Below are 16,936 nucleotides of genomic sequence, written 5' to 3' on the forward strand. Positions count from 1 at the left end.
GACCGATGACCGACCAGGACCACCGGACGACCGACCAGGACCATCACGACGAGCTCGATCCGTACCTGATCATCTCCTCCGACTGCCACGCCGGACTGCCCACCGAGGAGTACCGGCCCTATCTCGACAGCCGTTTCCACCGTGCCTTCGACGAATTCCTCGGCGAGCGCGACGCCCGCCGCGAGGAGGCGACGCGGCTCGGCATCCGCAACGACGCGTTCGCCGCCAAGTGGTTCCAGGACAACGAGGAGGGCCTGCGCGGCGGCTGGGAGACCGCACAGCGCCTCAAGGAGCTGGACGGCGACGGGGTGGCCGCCGAGGTCGTCTTCCCCGACGCGGACGCCGTGGACAGCCAGACGGCCGCGCCCTTCGGGGTCGGACTCGGGCTCTCCGGCGACCAGGACCCCGAACTCGGCATGGCGGGCGCGCAGGCGCACAACCGCTGGCTGGCCGACTTCGTCTCCGAACATCCCGAACGGCACTGCGGCGTCGCCCTGTTGCCCATCACCGGCGAGGTCGACCGGGTCGTCGCCGAGGTGCACCGCGCCAAGGAGTCGGGGCTCGGCGCGCTGATGATCCCCTCCATGTGGGTCGACAAGGCGCCCTACCACGACCGGCGTTACGACCCCGTGTGGGCGGCGGCCGCCGAGTGCGCGATGCCCGTGGTCACCCACTCCGGAGCGGCGCCCCGCCACGAGTACGGCGACCACCTGGGGATCTACGTCTCCGAAGTGACGTGGTGGCCCGCGCGGCCGCTGTGGTTCATGCTCTGGTCGGGCGTCTTCGAGCGCCATCCGGGCCTGAGGTTCGGCGTCGCGGAGTCCGGCTGCTGGTGGCTGCCGAACCTCCTGTGGTTCATGGACCGCCTCTACCTGGGGGCGCACGGCGGCAAGAAGCTCTCCCCGTTCGCGGAGCTCAAGCGGCCCCCGCACGAGTACCTGGACCGGCAGCTCTTCGTCTGCGCGACCAACACCAAGCGCCGCGAACTCGCCCAGCGCTACGAGATCGGCGTCGACAACATCCTGTGGGGCAGCGACTTCCCGCACCCCGAGGGCACCTGGCCCGACACGCGCGCGTGGCTGAAGAAGACCTTCCACGACATCCCGGTGGGGGAGAGCCGCCGGATGCTCGGGCTCGCGGCCGCCGAGGTCTTCGGCTTCGACACAGCCAAGCTGGCGCCGCTGGCCCGCCGGATCGGCCCGACGCCCGACGAACTCGGCCAGCCCACCGACACCGCGGCCCGCGCGGCCGTCGACGCGTCCTGGGCGCGCTCGCGCGAAGTGGGCCGCCACTGGCTGACCGACCACGACTTCCCGGTACTGGGGGCGGACACATGAGTGCTGCACAGCAGGGTCCACGGCACACCGCTGACGACCGCTACACCGTCATCTCCGCGGACTGCCACGCGGGCGCCGATCTCCTCGACTACAAGCCCTACTTGGAGTCCCGCCACCACGACGCGTTCGACGCGTGGGCGGCCACCTACGTCAATCCGTACGAGGACCTCCTCGCCGACACCGCCGACCGCAACTGGAACTCGGACCGCCGTATCGCCGAGCTCGAAGAGGACGGCATCGTCGCCGAGGTCGTCTTCCCGAACACCATCCCGCCGTTCTTCCCCTCGGCCTCGCTGATGGCGCCCGCGCCGACCCGCGAGGAGTTCGCGCAGCGCTGGGCGGGGCTGCGGGCCCACAACCGGTGGCTCGCCGACTTCTGCGCGGCCGCCCCGGGGCGCAGGGCGGGCGTCTTCCAGATCCTCCTGAACGACGTCGACCAGGCCGTCGAGGAGATCCACCGGTCGGTGAAGGCCGGCCTCACCGGCGGCGTCCTGCTCCCCGGCACCCCGCCGGGCTCGGGCCTTCCCGAGCTCTACTCCGCGACGTACGACCCGATCTGGGCGGCCTGCGCCGAGCTCGGCGTCCCGGTCAACCACCACGCGGGCTCCGCGTCGCCGCCGCTGGGCGACGAGCCGGCCGCGCGCGCGGTGTTCATGGTCGAGACGACGTGGTTCTCGCACCGGGCGCTGTGGCACCTCGTCTTCGGCGGCGCGTTCCGGCGCCACCCGGAGCTCAAGCTGGTCCTCACCGAGCAGGGCTCGGGCTGGATCCCCGGCGTCCTGGACATGCTGGACTACTACCACGGGCGCCTGGTCTCGGCGGCGACGAAGGCGGACACCGCCGAGTCGAAGTTCGGCGCGGGCCTCGCCGGTTCGATGGGCAAGGGCCCCTCCCAGGTGTGGCGCGAGAACTGCTTCGTGGGCGCCAGCTTCATGCGCCCGCACGAGGCGGCGATGCGCGACCGCATCGGCCTCGACAAGATCATGTGGGGCAGCGACTACCCGCACGACGAAGGCACCCACCCGTACTCCCGCGAGGGCCTGCGCATCGCCTACGCGGGCCTGCCGAGGGACGAGATCGAGGCGATGGTCGGCGGCAACGCGGCCCGCGTCTACGGCTTCGACCTGACCGCGCTCGGCGAGGTCGCCGCACGCGTGGGACCGACGGTCCGGGAACTGGACGACCCCCTCAAGGAGCCGCCCGCCGACGCCACGAGCCCGGTGTTCGCGCCGGGAGGGTCGGTACGCATCTGGTGACCCCTGCGGTGCGATGCTCCCTGCGTGACTGACGCAACGCACGACGAAGCGCACGGCGGCGCCCTCGGCGCCCGGCTCAACTGGCTGCGGGCCGCCGTGCTCGGGGCCAACGACGGCATCGTGTCCACCGCGGGCCTCGTCGTCGGCGTCGCGGGCGCCACCGACGACCGCGGCGCGCTGCTCACCGCCGGTCTCGCCGGGCTGCTCGCGGGCTCCATGTCCATGGCCGCGGGCGAATACGTCTCCGTCTCCACCCAGCGCGACTCGGAGAAGGCCGCCCTGGCCATGGAGAAGCGCGAGCTGCGCGAGCAGCCCGAGGCGGAACTGGCCGAGCTGACCGAGCTGTTGGCGGCGCGCGGGCTCAGCGGTGAGGTGGCGCGCGAGGCCGCCGAGCAGCTCACCGAGCGGGACGCGTTGCGGGCCCACGCGCGCGTGGAGCTCGGCATCGACCCCGACGAGCTCACCAACCCCTGGCACGCCGCCTGGGCCAGCTTCGTAGCCTTCACCGTGGGCGCCCTGCTGCCGCTGCTCGCGATCGTGCTGCCGCCGTCGGACTGGCGGCTCGGCGTCACCGTGCTCTCCGTCCTCGGCGCCCTCGCGCTGACGGGCTGGAGCAGCGCACGGCTCGGCTCGGCGGACGTGCGGCGCGCCGTGCTGCGGAACATGGCGGGCGGCGCGCTCGCCATGGCGGTCACCTACGGGGCGGGGGTGCTGCTCGGGGCGGTCGGTGTTTGAGGCGCCGCATTTGGCAGAGATCACCAACAACCGGCCTCGTACCGCCGGTAATACTTGTCGGTAACAACCCCTAGTCGCGAGCTACCAGGCGTTCTACGGTGCACGCATGTCCCCGAACCTGCCCGATGTCGTGCTGTGGTCCATACCGGCCTTCGTGCTGCTCACCGTCGTCGAGATCGTGAGCCACCGGATCCATCCGGACGAGGACGCGGCGGGGTACGAGACCAAGGACGCCGCCACCAGCGTCACCATGGGGCTCGGCAGCCTCGCCTTCGACTTCCTGTGGAAGATCCCCATCGTCGCGATCTACTCGGGCGTCTACGCGCTGACCCCGCTGCGCGTGCCCGTGCTGTGGTGGACCGTCCCGCTGATGCTCCTCGCGCAGGACTTCTTCTACTACTGGTCGCACCGGGGCCACCACGTCATCCGCATCCTGTGGGCCTGCCACGTCGTGCACCACTCCAGCCGCAACTTCAACCTCACGACGGCGCTGCGCCAGCCCTGGACGAGCCTCACGGTGTGGCCGTTCTACCTGCCGCTGATCGCCTGCGGCGTGCACCCGGCCGCCCTCGCGTTCTGCTCGTCGGCCAACCTGGTCTACCAGTTCTGGATCCACACCGAGCGCATCGGCAAGCTGCCCAGGCCCTTCGAGTTCGTCTTCAACACGCCGTCGCACCACCGCGTCCACCACGCGTCCCAGGGCGGCTACCTGGACCGCAACTTCGGCGGCATCCTGATCATCTGGGACCGCGTGTTCGGCTCGTGGGTCGCGGAGACCGACCGTCCGGTCTACGGCCTGACGAAGAACATCGCGACGTACAACCCGCTGCGCGTCGCCACCCACGAGTACGCCGCCATCGCCAAGGACCTGAAGGCGGCCACGAGTTGGCGTGAGCGGGCCGGACGCGTCTTCCGCGGGCCGGGGTGGCAACCGCAGGCGTCCGCGGCCGCGGAGCCCGCCACGGCGCCCGCGGCGGCCGCCGACGCGCCGGTCCCCGAGCGTGCCGCGTGAGCAGGACGCCCGCGGCCACGCTGCTCATCGGCGTCTTCGGCGTCGCCGCACTCGGCGATCTCGGCGCGCTCCTCGCGGACTTCGGTCCCGGCCACGCCGTCTGCAAACCCCTGCTCATGCCGCTGCTCGCGGCGTACGTCGCCGTGCGCGGCGGACCGCGGCTGCTGGTCGCCGCCCTGCTCTGCGGCTGGGGCGGCGACACCTTCCTGCTCCTCGACGCCGAGCCCGCCTTCCTCGCCGGCATGGGCTCCTTCGCGGCCGGGCACGTCTGCTACCTCGTGCTCTTCAAGCGGCACGGGGACTTCCGCAGGTACGGCGACCTCAAGCGGTACGCGGACGGCAGCGGGGCCGCACGCGCGCGTGGCACCGCGCTCGTCGCCGGGTACGCGCTCGCGCTCGCCGTCACCGTGGCGCTCCTCTGGCCCGACCTGCCCGCCGACATGCGCGGCCCCGTCGCGGGCTACAGCCTGCTGCTCACCGCGATGGCCTTCGGCGCCACCGCCATCGGCCCCGCGGCGGCCGCGGGAGGGGCGCTCTTCCTGCTCTCCGACACCCTCATCGCGACCGGCGTCGCCGAGTGGCCGCAGCTGCCCCGGCCCGACTTCGCGATCATGCTCACGTACATCGCGGCGCAGTTCCTGCTGGCCAGGGGCGTACTGACGGCGGCCGGTGCACGACAGGGGTCCGACCGGGCGTACGGTGAAAGGCGTATGACACGTACGACCACGAGCACCAGCACCACCTCCTGAACCGCACGAAGGACCACGCATGCGCGCCACCACCATCCACGCCCCGTTCGACATGCGCGTGGAGGACGTGCCGGAGCCCGTGGTGCAGCTGCCCACCGACGCCGTCGTGCGCGTGCTGCGGGCCTGCATCTGCGGCAGCGACCTGTGGGCCTACCGGGGCGAGGCCAAGCGCCAGCCCGGCCAGCGGATCGGGCACGAGTTCCTCGGCATCGTCGAGGAGACCGGGTCCGAGGTGAGCGGGGTGCGCCGCGGCGATCTCGTCGTCGCGCCCTTCATGTGGTCGGACGGCGTCTGCGACTACTGCGCCGAGGGCCTCACCACGTCCTGCGAGCACGGTGGGTTCTGGGGCTCGGTCGGCTACGACGGCGGCCAGGGCGAGGCCGTCCGGGTGCCGTTCGCCGACGGCACCCTGGTCCAGCTGCCCGCCGATGCCGCGTCCGACGAGCACCTGCTCTCCGGCCTCCTGACCCTCTCGGACGTCCTGGGCACCGGCCACCACGCGGCGCTCGGCGCGGGCGCACGCCCCGGAGCCACCGTCGTGGTCGTCGGCGACGGCGCGGTCGGCCTGTGCGCCGTCCTCGCGGCCAAGCGGCTCGGCGCCGAGCGGATCATCGCCCTCGGCCGCCACCAGGCCCGCACCGACATCGCGCGCCGCTTCGGCGCCACGGACGTCGTCGCCGAGCGCGGGGACGCCGCGGTGGCCGCCGTGCGCGAGCTCACCCGGGGCCAGGGCGCCCACTCCGTGATCGAGGCGGTCGGCACCGAGCAGTCCATGCGTACCGCCGTGGACGTCACGCGCGACGGTGGCGCGATCGGCTTCGTCGGCGTCCCGCACGGCAGCGGCACCGGCCTGGACCTGAGCGTCATGTTCGACAGGAACATCGCCCTGCGCGGCGGCGTCGCGCCGGTGCGCACCTACATCCCCGAGCTGCTGCCCGACGTCCTCGACGGCACCATCGACCCCTCGCCGGTCTTCGACCTGACGGTCGGCGTCGAGGACGTGCCGCAGGGCTACAAGGCGATGGACGAGCGCACCGCCCTCAAGGTCCAGGTGAAGTTCTAGGAGGGGGCGCCCCGTAGGGGGCGCGGGGAACTGCGCGACGAGCCACGACGTACCCGCAGACGCGTACCGACCGGCGGCTCACCAGCGAATAGGCACAGGCACCGTAGTGAGCAGCGCCGAGAGCACCACGACGAAGCCCAGCGCGATGACCTCCCCGCGCGCGGGGACGTACGCGTGGACACGGTCCCCGGCGCCCCGCAAGCGCTGGCGGGCCAGCAGCGCGAGCACCGCGACGACGGTCACGACGAGCACCTTGGCGAGCAGGGCGCGGCCGTAGGCCGTGCCGGTCAGCTGGTCGACGACCGTGCCCGGCGGCATCCGGCGCAGCGTGCTGCACACGCCGGTCGCCGTGATCGCGGCGAACAGGACGGCGGCCACGCGCGCGTAGAGCCCCAGTACCGCGATGCCCTCCTCCGGAGCGGACGTCCGCCAGCGCCGCAGCAGGCGAAGGACGTAGAGCAGGCCGCCCGCCCACAGCGCCGCGCACGTCAGGTGCACCAGGGTGAGACCGCTGCCCAGGAGCGCGGAGTCCTCGGCGGGCGGGTGCGCCCGCAGCGCCTCCGCGACGATCACCGCGGCCAGCGGGAGCACCGCACCCGCGGGGCGCCGCGAGCGGGCGCACAGCGCGGCCGCGATGAAGGCGTTGACCTCCAGGAGGGCGAGTCTGCCGTCCCGGGTGTCGTAGAGCCGCCCGATGTCCAGGTCGGAGAGTTGCTGCGGGACGAGGTTGCCGTTCGCCACGATCGCGGCGAGCCCGAGCGCCGCGGCGAACCCCGCCCAGGCCGCGTACGCCCCCCAGCCGCGCGGCTCGCCCGCCCTGCCACGCGGCGCCCCCGGCACCCGGCGGATGAGCCGGGACGCGAACACCTCGCCCAGCTGCACGCAGAGCGCGCCGAACAGGACCCCGCGCAACAGCGTGATCCCCGCCGTGCCCGGCGCCTTCGCCTCGCCGGTGCCGCTGAGCGCGGCCGAGGGGCCGAGCAGCGGTATCAGCGCGGCGAGGGCCACGAGGACGAGCACGGCCACGGCGCGGCCCACCGCGGGGCGGTGGCGCGGCGCGCGGTGCGAGGCGGCGGTCGCCGGTATGCCGGCCGTGGCATCGCCTCCGGGCTCGGCGGACGGTCGTATGGAGCTCACCACATGATCTTCACCAGGGGTTGGCCCGGTGGGCAAGTCCTGGGGGACAACTGGTGCAAAGCCCTTCCGATCGGACCGTACCGCTCGACGCCGTGTGCGCCGCCTCACCGCCACCGGGGCCGGTCGGCTCCCCAAATCCCCGGCGGACGCGACCAGTTGACGGGGCCATCGGTGAAGGAGACGGGCGGCAGCGCGTACCGCAGTCGCCCCAGCGGGCTGTCCCTCTCGGCGAGCCAGGGCGCGGGGCCCTCGGGGGCCTCCGCCGAGCGCCCGCCGGACTGCGCGGCGCCGAGCGACATCAGCCATGCCGCCGTACGGGCGAGGGAGAGGCGTACGTACCCGGTGCCGCCCTGCGCCGCCTGCTCGGTCACCGTCCGCAGCACGGCCGCGGCGAGCAGATACCCGGTGCCGTGGTCCAGGGCCTGCGCGGGCAGCGCCCCCGGCTCATCGGGACCGCCCTCGACGGCCGCGATCCCGGTGGCCACCTGCACGAGGCTGTCGAAGCCCCGCCGGCGCGCCCACGGGCCCTGAGCGCCCCACGCCGACAGCTGTGCGACGACGAGCCCCGGCCTGCGCGCGGCCAGTTCCCGTGGCGAGAGCCCGAAGCGGTCGAGGGCGCCGGGCCGGTAGCCCGTGACGACGACGTCGGCCGTGGAGAGCAGGTCCTCGAAGACGCGCCGGTCCGCGCGGTCCCCGAGGCCGAGCGTCACCGACCGCTTCCCGAAGCCGGTGTCCGTGTGCTGGTCGGCGAGTTCGGGCAGCCCCGGCGGGTCGACGCGCAGCACGTCCGCGCCGAGCAGCGCCAGCGTGCGGGTCGCCACGGGCCCCGCGATCACCCGGGTGAGGTCGAGCACGCGCAGTCCGTCGGCGGGTCGCGCGGGGGAACCGGTGAGCGGGGCGAGGTCACGCGCGGGCGCGGGCCCGAGCGGTTCCCTGTGCACCAGCGGCTGCCCGGCCGACGCGGCCCCCTGCGGATGCGCGGCCCACTCCTCGGGCGTCCGCAGGGCGACGGCGAGGCCCCCGGCGGCGTACACCGCGTCCTCGGCCTTCGTGGCGGGCAGCTCCGCGAGGCGCGCGGCGACCGCGACCGCGACCGCGTTCTCGGATCCGGTGCCCGTGCCGGGGACATCGAGGGCGGCGAGCAACGCCGCCCTGTGGTGCGGATAGTTGGCGTGGGTGCGCACCCAGCCGTCCGCGGTCCGCCAGAACCGGGACAGCGGGGCGAAGTTCACCGGCCTCCTGCCGTCCACCGACAGGTGCCGCTCGCTGGTGAAGGCCGTGGCCACCGCGCCGTCGTCGACCAGGACCCGGGGCACGTCGCCCCCGGTGCGCAGCGCGGTCAACTCGGCGGCGGCAAGCGCGCAGACGCCCACGCAGGCGCGGGCGAGCACGATGACGGGGAGGCGCGCGGCGAGCGCGCCGTCGCGGCTGACGGAGGAGATCCGGGGGAGGTGCGCGGGATCGCCGCCGAGTGCGTTCCAGGCTCCGTGGGTGGCATCCGGTGAGGTACGCGTCATGCGTGCACTATGCCGCGCGCGGAAGGGCCGGGCGACCCTCGGCCGCCCGGCCCAACACTCCTGCGAACAGGGTTACTTGCGCACGGCGTCCAGCGCGTCGGCCATGCCCGCGCCGTAGAAGCCGTTCTTGTTCTTGCCGCCCTCGCAGACCGCGTCGACCTTGCCGTCACCGTCGTAGTCGTACGGAGCGGTGCACGCCATCCGGTCGGCCTGGCGGTACATGAGCTCCTTGACCCGTGCGGCCGAGGCATGCGGGTGCGTGGACTTGATCAGCGCGGCGAGGCCCGCGGCGTGCGGGGACGCCATCGACGTGCCCGCCTTGTAGCCGAACTTGCCGCCCGGCAGCGTCGACAGGATGCGGCCGTCGACGGCCGGTGCCTGCGGAGCCTGGTACGCGGTGGAGTCGCCGCCCGGCGCCGCGATGTCGATGACGCCCTTGCCGTAGTTCGAGTACGACGACTTGATGCCCTTGGCACCGGTGGCGGAGACCGTCACGACACCGGGCAGCTGCGACGGGATGTCGAAGCAGTCCTTGGTCTTGACCGTCCGCGGCACCGGAGTGGTGTCGTCCGGGCTGGAGTCGTCGAGGATCTCGTCCTGGGCGAGGTCCGTCTTGGCGTTGCCCGCGGCCGCGACGTTCACCGCGCCCTTGCGCTCGGCGTACTTCGTGGCCCGCCCGACGGCGTCGACGAGCGCCTTCTGGTCGTCGTCCGTCGTGCAGTTGAACAGCCACGGGTCGGTGTAGTAGCTGCTGTTGGTGACGTCCACGCCGTGGTCGGCCGCCCACACGAAGCCGCAGACCACGGCCTCCGTGTAGTACATGCCGGTCGCGGGCTCGGCCACCTTCAGGCTCGCCACCTTCACGCCGGGCGCGACGCCCGTGATGCCGGTGCCGTTCTTCGCGGCGGCGATCGTGCCCGCCACGTGCATGCCGTGGTCGCTCTCCTTGGCCACCGGACGCCACGCGTTGTCCTTCTGCACGGGCACGCCGCCCAGACAGCTCGCGGACGCCCGCCGGTCGAAGTTCGGCGCGATGTCGGGGTGCGTGTCGTCGACCCCGGAGTCCAGGACGCCGACGGTGACCTTCCGGCTGCCGAGCGAGACCTCGTGGGCCTTGTCCGCCTTCATGGCGGGCAGGTCCCACTGCAACGGCTCCAACTCGTCCTGCCCCGCCGACGCCTTGCCCGCCGCGGCCTTCGCCTCGGCGGCGGTCAGCGGCCGCTCGGAGTCGAGCGCGTCGTCCGACTGGGCCGACAGCGGCGCGGTGCGCGTGGCGCCCGCCGACTGGACGCCCTTGGCCTTGCGGATCGTCCGCGCGAAATCGGGCGCCGCCGAGTGGACGACGATGACGCCGATCTTGTCGTACGCGATGACGACGGTGCCGCCCGCCTTGGCGATGGCCTTCTTCGCCCAGGCCGCACTCGCGTGCCCGGGGCGGACGTTGACGACGTAGCTCATCGACGTGCCGTCCGCCGCGGTCGCGGCCGACGCGTTCGCGCCGGGCAGGTCGGCGGGCCGCGCCGAGGCCGTCGTGGGCAGGAAGGCGACGGCCGAGACCACCGCGATGCCGAGCGGAAGGGCCAGTGCGCGGCGGGAGCGCGCGACGGCGCCGAGCCGGGTCGAGGACTTGTTCACGTGCGTTCTCCCCATCACTTCTTCACGGCGTCGAGCGCGTCGACGAGCCCGCTGCCGTAGAAGCCGTTCTTGTTCTTGCCGCCGTCCTTGCAGAGCGCGTCGACGTCGCCGTCACCGTCCGGGTCGTACGGAGCGGTGGGGCAGGAGAGCTTGTCGGCCTGCTTCTTGAGCAGCCGCTGGAGCTCGGCCGGGCCCGCCTTGGGGTGCGTCGACTTGATCAGCGCGGCGACGCCCGCGGCGTGCGGCGATGCCATCGAGGTGCCCTGCAGCCAGCCGTACTCGCCGCCCGGCATGGTGGAGAGGATGCGGCCGTTCTTGGACGGGGTGTCGCCCGGGATCTGGAACTTGTCGCCGCCCGGCGCCGCGACGTCGATGACGCCCTTGCCGTAGCTGGAGTAGATCGACTTCAGGTCCTGCACACCGGTCGCGCTGACGGTGACCACACCGGGAAGCTGGGTGGGGATGTCGAGGCACTCGTGCGGGTCGATGGTGCGCGACACCGGAGTGGAGTCGTCCGGGCTCGACGTGTCGACGATCGCGTCCGAGTCCAGGTCGTGGTTGGAGTTGCCCGCGGAGGCCAGGCTCAGCGTGCCCTTGCGCTGGGCGTACAGCTGGGCCCGGTTGACCGCGTCGACGATGGCCCGCTGGTCCGGGTCGTCCTTGCAGTTGTACAGCCACGGGTCCACGTAGTAGCTGTTGTTGGTGATCTCCACGCCGTGGTCGGCGGCGAACACGAAGGCGCAGACCACGCTCTCCGGGTAGAACAGCTCGTTGACCGGGTCGGCCACCTTGATGCCCGAGACCTTGACGCCGGGCGCCACGCCCGCGACGCCGACGCCGTTGCGCGCGGCGGCGATCTCACCGGCCACGTGCGTGCCGTGGTAGGAGTCCTTGTTCGCCGGGCGCCAGGCGCCGGGGGAGGTGTCGGCCTTGCCGCCGACACAGCTCGCGGACTGCGAGGGCGAGAAGTTGGGCGCGAGGTCGGGGTGGGTGTCGTCGACGCCCGTGTCGATCACGCCGACGGTGACCCTCTTGCTGCCCGGGTTGATCTTGGCGGCCTTGTCGGCGCCGATCGCCCGCAGGTCCCACTGGTCGGCCTCGAGCGGCTCGTCGCCCGAAGCGGCGGCGGCCTTCAGGGACTTGGCGTCGGCCTTCGACAGGAGCTTCGGCGCGCCGTCCTCGGTGGTGCCGGCGGCGGTGAGCGGCGCGGTGCGGGTCGCGCCCGCGGTCTGCACGCCGCGCACCTCGCGTATCTGCTTGCCGAAGTCCGCGTTCGAGGAGTGCGCGACGATCACGCCGATCTTCTCGTACGCGACGACGACGGACCCGCCGTTCCTGGCGATCGCCTTCTTCACGTACTGGATCGTCTTGTGGTCCGCGCGCGTGTTGACCACGTACGCGAGGGCGGGGGCGTCCTTCGCGGCCTGGGCCGACACGGGGGCGGGCGACTCGTTCGAGGCCGCGGACGCCGCGCCGGGCAGGAACCCGACCGAGGCGGCCAGGGCGATGCCGAGCGGCAGGGCGAGCGCCGTACGGCGTCTGGAACGCAGATGAGCCATGGGATCTCCACATCATCCGGAGACGGAACCGCACACGGAATCGCATACGGAACTGCCCGAACACAGGTGGTGCTCGGGCAGGTACATGACGGGTGGTTCAGGGTGAAGCTAACCCGGAAACTCCCAGGCCAGCAATGACTTGCCGAAGAAACCGGGGAGTTGGGCCGCGTCGCGCGTGTCGCCCCGGCGTTGAGTACGTCACGGAAGCAACATCAACCCCCTGTCGGATCACGTCCAGTGGCCTTAGCATCGCCATCCGTGGCTCACGTGATCCGCGTCACTGCCCGAGCGGAAGATCAGCGCCCATGGAACAACTGTCCGTCCCCACCCCACCCGCACCACGAGGAGACTCCGTGGCCACCGACGCACCGCCACCTTCGAAGGGCGGCCCAGACCCCACTCCCCACGCGCCCTCCACGGAGGAGTTCATCGAGGTGCAGGAGAGCGCGGAATTCGGTGAACTGCGCCAAGCGCACCGCTCGTTCGCCTTCCCGCTCACCATCGCCTTCATCACCTGGTACCTGGTCTACGTCCTGCTCTCCAACTACGCGGGCGACTTCATGGGCACCAAGCTGTTCGGCAACATCAACGTCGCCCTCGCGCTCGGCCTCGGGCAGTTCCTGACCACGTTCCTCATCGCCTGGTTCTACTCGCGCCACGCCGCGTCGAAGCTCGACCCGAAGGCCGAGGCGATCAAGTCCCGTATGGAGGGAGCGGCATGAGCCCCGCGCACACCGCCGTCGTCGAGCTCGCGGCGGCCTCCGACGCCTCCGAGCACCGGCCACTGATCATCAGCCTCTTCGCGGCCTTCGTCGTCGCGACCCTGGTCATCACCGTCTGGGCGGGCCGGCAGACCAAGAGCGCCGCTGACTTCTACGCGGGCGGCCGCCAGTTCACCGGCTTCCAGAACGGCCTGGCGATCTCCGGCGACTACATGTCCGCCGCGTCCTTCCTCGGCATCGCGGGCGCCATCGCCCTCTTCGGGTACGACGGGTTCCTCTACTCCATCGGCTTCCTGGTCGCCTGGCTCGTGGCGCTGCTCCTGGTCGCCGAGCCGCTGCGCAACTCGGGGCGCTACACGATGGGCGACGTCCTCGCCTACCGGATGCGCCAGCGCCCGGTCCGTACGGCAGCGGGCACCTCCACCATCGTGGTGTCGATCTTCTACCTGCTCGCGCAGATGGCGGGCGCGGGCGTCCTCGTCTCCCTGCTGCTCGGCATCACCTCCGACGCGGGCAAGGTCCTCATCGTCGCCCTCGTCGGCGTCCTGATGATCGTCTACGTGACCATCGGCGGCATGAAGGGCACCACCTGGGTGCAGATGGTCAAGGCCGTGCTGCTCATCACGGGCACCATCCTCATCACCTTCCTGATCCTGCTGAAGTTCAACTTCAACGTCTCCGACCTGCTCGGCTCGGCCGCCACCAACAGCGGCAAGGGCTCCGCGTTCCTGGAGCCGGGCCTGAAGTACGGCGCCACCGGCACGTCGAAGCTGGACTTCATCTCGCTCGGCATCGCCCTGGTGCTCGGCACCGCGGGCCTGCCGCACATCCTGATCCGCTTCTACACGGTGCCCACGGCCAAGGCCGCCCGTAAGTCCGTGAACTGGGCGATCGGCATCATCGGCGCCTTCTACCTGATGACGATCGTCCTCGGCTTCGGCGCCGCCGCGCTGCTCAAGCCGGGCGACATCATCGCCTCGAACAAGGCGGGCAACACCGCGGCGCCGCTCGCCGCCCTGGAGATCGGCGGCGGTGGCGACTCGACCGGCGGCGCCATCCTGCTCGCGGTGATCTCCGCGGTCGCCTTCGCCACCATCCTCGCGGTCGTCGCGGGCCTCACCCTCGCCTCGTCGTCCTCGTTCGCGCACGACATCTACGCGAACGTCATCCGCAAGGGCAAGGCCACCGAGAAGGAGGAGATGAAGGCGGCCCGCTGGTCGACCGTCTTCATCGGCATCGTCTCCATCGCACTCGGCGCGCTGGCCCGCGACCTGAACGTCGCGGGGCTCGTCGCGCTCGCCTTCGCGGTCGCGGCGTCCGCGAACCTGCCGACGATCCTCTACAGCCTGTTCTGGAAGCGGTTCACCACCCAGGGCGCGCTCTGGTCGATCTACGGCGGTCTGGTCGCCGCCGTCGGCCTCGTACTGTTCTCGCCGGTGGTCTCGGGCAAGCCCACCTCGATGTTCCCCGACGCGAACTTCGACTTCTTCCCGCTGGAGAACCCGGGCCTGATCTCGATCCCGCTGGGCTTCCTGCTCGGCTGGATCGGCTCGCTCCTGTCGAAGGAGGAGCCGGACAAGGGCAAGTACGCCGAGCTGGAGGTCAAGTCCCTGACCGGCGTCGGAGCCCACTGAGCGGTCCGTGTCCATCGGTTCGCGGCGGCCGCGTCGTAGAGTCCTACGACGCGGCCGCGCCGTTCCTCGTGGCAAATGGCCCATGGCGTTGTCAGAGGTCTGGCGTAGGGTCGTAAGCGTCGGAACATCAACATCCAACCGCCGGGGAGGGGGCCGCAGTGCTCATCGACACCTTTGGCCGAGTAGCCACTGACCTGCGCGTTTCACTGACCGACCGCTGCAATCTGCGCTGCACGTACTGCATGCCCGAAGAGGGCCTCCAGTGGCTGGCCAAGCCCGATCTGCTCACGGACGACGAGATCGTCCGGCTGGTGCGCATCGCCGTCACGCAGCTCGGCATCACCGAGGTCCGGTTCACCGGCGGCGAGCCGCTGCTGCGGCCCGGCCTCGTCGGCATCGTGGAGCGCTGCGCCCAGCTGGAACCGCGCCCCAGGATGTCCCTGACGACGAACGGTATCGGCCTCAAGCGCACCGCCAAGGCCCTCAAGGCCGCGGGCCTGGACCGGGTCAACGTCTCCCTGGACACCCTGCGCCCCGACGTCTTCAAGACGCTCACCCGCCGTGACCGTCACAAGGACGTCCTCGAAGGCCTCGAAGCAGCCCGTGACGCGGGCCTGACCCCGGTCAAGGTCAACACCGTCCTGATGCCGGGTCTGAACGACGACGAGGCCCCCGACCTGCTCGCCTGGGCCGTGGAGAACGAGTACGAGCTGCGGTTCATCGAGCAGATGCCCCTGGACGCCCAGCACGGCTGGAAGCGCGACGGCATGATCACGGCCGGTGACATCCTGGAGTCCCTGCGCACCCGCTTCGAGCTCACCGAAGAGGGCTCGGGGGAGCGCGGCTCGGCCCCCGCCGAGCGCTGGATCGTGGACGGCGGCCCGCACCGCGTCGGCGTCATCGCTTCGGTCACCCGCCCGTTCTGCTCGGCCTGCGACCGTACGAGGCTGACGGCCGACGGCCAGGTGCGCACCTGCCTGTTCGCCACCGAGGAGACCGACCTGCGAGCGGCCCTGCGCGCCGCCCCCGAGGACAGCACGGATGGCTCGGACGAGGCGATCGCCCGCATCTGGAAGCTCGCGATGTGGGGCAAGAAGGCGGGCTCCGGCCTGGACGACCCGTCGTTCCTCCAGCCGGCGAGGCCGATGTCGGCGATCGGCGGCTGACCCAGCCGCGGGGCTCCACTCGACGTGCGTCGCGCGGAGCCCGGAGGGCCCGAAGTGGCCTACGCCTCGCGGGATTCCCACTCCGTCAGCGTCACGACTTCCTTGAGCATGCCGCGGACGCCCAGGAATTGGGAGAGGTGTTCGCGGTGGTCGTCGCACGCGAGCCACGTCTTGCGGCGCTCCGGCGTGTGGATCTTGGGGTTGTTCCAGGCGAGGACCCAGACCGCGGCGACGCGGCAGCCCTTGGCGGAGCAGATCGGGTTTTCGTCACTCACAGTCGCGTCCCAGTGCCTTGGCAGTCGCGGACAACTGCCCGTAAAACAAGGCGACGCCGAGCAGCCACGGGGGGAGCTGCCCGGCGTCGGTCTGTCGCTCCGACGGGGGATGCGGAGCGCGTACGAAGTATGTCATGGGGGACCGGCCGACTGGCACCGGAACTACATGATTGATCTGAGGTTTTCTTGAGCTTGGCGGAACGTCGACGGTCAGTTCTGATCACGCGCTGAGCCGCGCCGCTGGTCGTGGGCGGGCCCCAGGGGATCTTCCGGGACGGATTCCGCGGCACCCGCCGGAGCCGGCGGCGCGAGCATTGGCCGAGAAGGGGCGGGTACGAACGTCGAGGGAAGCGAGGGATTGCTCTCACGACCGGCGTTCGCGATGACCACGGAGATGTACGGAAGGAGAACACCGAGCACCAGAGCGACGAGGGCGACATGCCGCTCGACGTTCCACAGCGCCGCCGCCGCGACGACCGACACGGTCCTGACCGACATCGAGATCACGTACCGTCGCTGCCGTCCACGGACGTCGTCCGCGAGCCCCTGCCTGGCCCCCGTGATCCGGAAGACCTCGCCGCCGCTCCGCTTCCGCATCACGTTCCACCACCTGCCCGTTCCACCGAGCTCTCCCCGGCCCGGACTGCGTTCCACGTTACGCCGGGGCTCCGTCGCCTACGAGACCGGGGGACGCCCCACCTCGGCGTACTTCCTGCGTCGTGCCACGTATGGGGGTGCCCGACATGCGCCGTACGGGGGACGGACAGACACTGACGTTACTGCTCATGTCGAGCCGTACGAGGAGGCAGTGATGGGCTGGTTGTGGGCGATCATCGTGGGATTCGTGCTGGGGCTGATCGCCAAGGCGATCCTGCCCGGCAAGCAGCACAGTCCGCTCTGGCTGACCACCGTGTTCGGCATCATCGGAGCGGTCGTGGGCAACTGGCTCGCGACGAAGTTCGGCATCAACGAGACCCGGGGCATCGACTGGGGCCGGCACGCGCTCCAGCTGGTCGCGGCGGTCGTCGTGGTCGGTGTCGGTGACGCCGCGTACAAGATGATCAAGGGCGACAGACGGACGACCTGATCCGCGGTCACCCGCGGCGTACGACGGCGAGGGCCCGGCTCCCCCGAAGGGA

16 protein-coding genes are annotated in these 16,936 nt (G+C 71.7%); 10 read left to right on the top strand and 6 right to left on the bottom strand.

Going from position 1 to position 16,936, the window contains the following annotated elements; translation table 11 throughout:
* Nucleotides 1-5: 5 nt before the first annotated feature.
* The 6 genes from ACIO9J_RS34505 (at nt 6) to ACIO9J_RS34530 (ending at nt 6,152) form a co-directional block, all read left to right on the top strand.
* A complete protein-coding gene (locus ACIO9J_RS34505; protein ID WP_402008242.1) occupies nt 6-1,337 on the top strand; it encodes an amidohydrolase family protein in 1,332 nt (443 codons plus the stop codon).
* On the top strand, nt 1,334-2,593 hold the full coding sequence (locus tag ACIO9J_RS34510; protein ID WP_402008244.1) for an amidohydrolase family protein: 1,260 nt from the start codon (nt 1,334-1,336) through the stop codon (nt 2,591-2,593). Before ACIO9J_RS34505 ends, ACIO9J_RS34510 begins: the two co-directional genes overlap by 4 nt.
* 24 nt (nt 2,594-2,617) lie before the next feature.
* The gene (locus ACIO9J_RS34515) at nt 2,618-3,328 is read left to right on the top strand and encodes a VIT family protein (protein WP_402008246.1); all 711 of its coding nucleotides are present in this window, start codon (nt 2,618-2,620) and stop codon (nt 3,326-3,328) included.
* Between the two features lie 106 nt (nt 3,329-3,434).
* Complete coding sequence (locus tag ACIO9J_RS34520) at nt 3,435-4,340, top strand: sterol desaturase family protein (protein WP_402008248.1); 906 nt, start codon at nt 3,435-3,437, stop codon at nt 4,338-4,340.
* Nucleotides 4,337-5,089: a lysoplasmalogenase gene (locus ACIO9J_RS34525; protein WP_402008250.1), complete on the top strand. Its 753-nt coding sequence runs from the start codon at nt 4,337-4,339 to the stop codon at nt 5,087-5,089. Before ACIO9J_RS34520 ends, ACIO9J_RS34525 begins: the two co-directional genes overlap by 4 nt.
* A gap of 19 nt (nt 5,090-5,108) precedes the next feature.
* Complete coding sequence (locus tag ACIO9J_RS34530; protein WP_402008252.1) at nt 5,109-6,152, top strand: zinc-dependent alcohol dehydrogenase family protein; 1,044 nt, start codon at nt 5,109-5,111, stop codon at nt 6,150-6,152.
* Nucleotides 6,153-6,230: 78 nt separating this feature from the next.
* Here ACIO9J_RS34530 and ACIO9J_RS34535 read toward each other — a convergent pair whose 3' ends face one another.
* The 4 genes from ACIO9J_RS34535 to ACIO9J_RS34550 form a co-directional block, all read right to left on the bottom strand.
* A complete protein-coding gene (locus tag ACIO9J_RS34535; RefSeq protein ID WP_402008254.1) occupies nt 6,231-7,289 on the bottom strand; it encodes a CopD family protein in 1,059 nt (352 codons plus the stop codon).
* A gap of 104 nt (nt 7,290-7,393) precedes the next feature.
* The gene (locus tag ACIO9J_RS34540) at nt 7,394-8,806 is read right to left on the bottom strand and encodes a CoA transferase (protein WP_402008256.1); all 1,413 of its coding nucleotides are present in this window, start codon (nt 8,804-8,806) and stop codon (nt 7,394-7,396) included.
* 72 nt (nt 8,807-8,878) lie between these two features.
* Nucleotides 8,879-10,456 carry a S8 family serine peptidase gene (locus ACIO9J_RS34545; protein ID WP_402008258.1) on the bottom strand — a complete coding sequence of 526 codons (1,578 nt, stop codon included), beginning with the start codon at nt 10,454-10,456 and terminating at the stop codon, nt 8,879-8,881.
* Entirely contained in the window at nt 10,456-12,000 is a 1,545-nt protein-coding gene (locus tag ACIO9J_RS34550) for a S8 family peptidase (RefSeq protein WP_402008260.1), read from the bottom strand. The genes ACIO9J_RS34545 and ACIO9J_RS34550 overlap by 1 nt, the downstream gene beginning before the upstream one ends.
* Before the next feature lie 353 nt (nt 12,001-12,353).
* Between ACIO9J_RS34550 and ACIO9J_RS34555 the strand changes: the two genes are divergently transcribed.
* The 3 genes from ACIO9J_RS34555 (at nt 12,354) to moaA (ending at nt 15,522) form a co-directional block, all read left to right on the top strand.
* Nucleotides 12,354-12,722: a DUF485 domain-containing protein gene (locus ACIO9J_RS34555; RefSeq protein WP_402008262.1), complete on the top strand. Its 369-nt coding sequence runs from the start codon at nt 12,354-12,356 to the stop codon at nt 12,720-12,722.
* Complete coding sequence (locus ACIO9J_RS34560) at nt 12,719-14,356, top strand: cation acetate symporter (protein ID WP_402008264.1); 1,638 nt, start codon at nt 12,719-12,721, stop codon at nt 14,354-14,356. The genes ACIO9J_RS34555 and ACIO9J_RS34560 overlap by 4 nt, the downstream gene beginning before the upstream one ends.
* Nucleotides 14,357-14,514: 158 nt before the next feature.
* The gene (gene moaA, locus ACIO9J_RS34565; protein ID WP_402008266.1) at nt 14,515-15,522 is read left to right on the top strand and encodes a GTP 3',8-cyclase MoaA; all 1,008 of its coding nucleotides are present in this window, start codon (nt 14,515-14,517) and stop codon (nt 15,520-15,522) included.
* A 59-nt stretch (nt 15,523-15,581) separates the two neighbouring features.
* Here moaA and ACIO9J_RS34570 read toward each other — a convergent pair whose 3' ends face one another.
* A complete protein-coding gene (locus tag ACIO9J_RS34570) occupies nt 15,582-15,797 on the bottom strand; it encodes a hypothetical protein (protein ID WP_402008268.1) in 216 nt (71 codons plus the stop codon).
* 210 nt (nt 15,798-16,007) lie between these two features.
* A complete protein-coding gene (locus ACIO9J_RS34575) occupies nt 16,008-16,394 on the bottom strand; it encodes a DUF3099 domain-containing protein (protein ID WP_402008270.1) in 387 nt (128 codons plus the stop codon).
* Between the two features lie 214 nt (nt 16,395-16,608).
* Between ACIO9J_RS34575 and ACIO9J_RS34580 the strand changes: the two genes are divergently transcribed.
* Entirely contained in the window at nt 16,609-16,884 is a 276-nt protein-coding gene (locus ACIO9J_RS34580; RefSeq protein ID WP_402008272.1) for a GlsB/YeaQ/YmgE family stress response membrane protein, read from the top strand.
* Nucleotides 16,885-16,936 lie beyond the last annotated feature (52 nt).

The organism is Streptomyces sp. NPDC087300, from assembly GCF_044744425.1.
In the GTDB taxonomy this organism is placed as follows: domain Bacteria; phylum Actinomycetota; class Actinomycetes; order Streptomycetales; family Streptomycetaceae; genus Streptomyces.

Excerpts from the sequence above, each read along its gene's own strand:
- ACIO9J_RS34505 (WP_402008242.1), top strand. The coding sequence starts at position 6 with ATGACCGACCAGGACCACCGGACGACCGACCAGGACCATCACGACGAG.
- ACIO9J_RS34510 (WP_402008244.1), top strand. The coding sequence starts at position 1,334 with ATGAGTGCTGCACAGCAGGGTCCACGGCACACCGCTGACGACCGCTAC.
- ACIO9J_RS34520 (WP_402008248.1), top strand. The coding sequence starts at position 3,435 with ATGTCCCCGAACCTGCCCGATGTCGTGCTGTGGTCCATACCGGCCTTC.
- ACIO9J_RS34530 (WP_402008252.1), top strand. The coding sequence starts at position 5,109 with ATGCGCGCCACCACCATCCACGCCCCGTTCGACATGCGCGTGGAGGAC.
- ACIO9J_RS34540 (WP_402008256.1), bottom strand. The coding sequence starts at position 8,806 with ATGACGCGTACCTCACCGGATGCCACCCACGGAGCCTGGAACGCACTC.
- ACIO9J_RS34545 (WP_402008258.1), bottom strand. The coding sequence starts at position 10,456 with ATGGGGAGAACGCACGTGAACAAGTCCTCGACCCGGCTCGGCGCCGTC.
- ACIO9J_RS34550 (WP_402008260.1), bottom strand. The coding sequence starts at position 12,000 with ATGGCTCATCTGCGTTCCAGACGCCGTACGGCGCTCGCCCTGCCGCTC.
- ACIO9J_RS34560 (WP_402008264.1), top strand. The coding sequence starts at position 12,719 with ATGAGCCCCGCGCACACCGCCGTCGTCGAGCTCGCGGCGGCCTCCGAC.
- ACIO9J_RS34575 (WP_402008270.1), bottom strand. The coding sequence starts at position 16,394 with ATGCGGAAGCGGAGCGGCGGCGAGGTCTTCCGGATCACGGGGGCCAGG.
- ACIO9J_RS34580 (WP_402008272.1), top strand. The coding sequence starts at position 16,609 with ATGGGCTGGTTGTGGGCGATCATCGTGGGATTCGTGCTGGGGCTGATC.